The sequence below is a fragment of the Roseomonas sp. E05 genome, from assembly GCF_030063475.1.
Taxonomy (GTDB): Bacteria; Pseudomonadota; Alphaproteobacteria; order Acetobacterales; family Acetobacteraceae; genus Pseudoroseomonas.
The window spans coordinates 1-831 of sequence record NZ_JASIRT010000098.1; the positions used below are offsets into that span (position 1 = coordinate 1).

Annotated in this window: 1 protein-coding gene; it reads left to right on the forward strand. The window is 69.7% G+C overall.

All coding sequences use genetic code 11. The features are described 5' to 3' along the window. A partial coding sequence (locus tag QMO56_RS26840; RefSeq protein WP_283530704.1) for an IS3 family transposase occupies nt 1-791 on the forward strand: 791 nt, incomplete at its 5' end. Between the last annotated feature and the right edge of the window lie 40 nt (nt 792-831).

Genomic DNA, 831 nt, shown 5'->3' on the forward strand with positions numbered 1-831 from the left:
CCCGGAGCTCGGTCCGCAACCGCCGTGACGCCGCGCCCTGCACCGGGATCCGGCGTGTCCACGCGGCGAATTTCGGCGTCTACGGCGTGCGCAAGGTGTGGCGCCAGCTCGGCCGCGAGGGCATCCCGGTGGCCCGCTGCACCGTGGCGCGGCTGATGCGGCAGATGGGCCCGCAGGGCGTGGTCCGCGGCAGGACGGCCCGCAGGACGGTGCCGGACAAGGCGACGCCGTGCCCGTCCGACAAGGTGAACCGGCAGTTCCAGGCGCCGCGGCCGAACCAGCTCCGGCTGTCGGATTTCACCTACGTCGCCATCTGGCAGGGCTTCGTCTTCGTTGCCTTCGTCATCGACACCTTCGCCCGGCGCATCGTCGGCTGGCGGGTATCGCGGAGCACGCAGGCTGCGTTCGTCCTCGATGCTCTTGAGCAGGCACGGCACGACCGCAGGCCACTCCAGGGCGGCGGCCTGGTGCGCCATAGCGACCGCGGGGTGCAATATGCCTGCATTCGCTACACCGAGCGCCTCGTCGAAGCCGGGATCAAGCCGTCGGTCGGCAGCGTCGGCGACAGCTACGACAACGCCATGGCCGAGACCATCATCGGCCTGTTCAAGACCAAGGTGATCCGGCCACGCGGGCCCTGGAAGTCGCTCGAGGCGGCCGAGTACGCCACCCTCGAATGGGTCGACTGGTTCAACACCCGCCGTCTCCTCGAGCCGATCGGCAACATCCCACCCGCCGAGGCCGAAGCCCGCTACTATGCCCGCCAGCAGGAGGTTCCCCTGGCGGCCTGACTCAAATTCACCAGCCTCCGGCAAACCCGGCGCGGTTCAG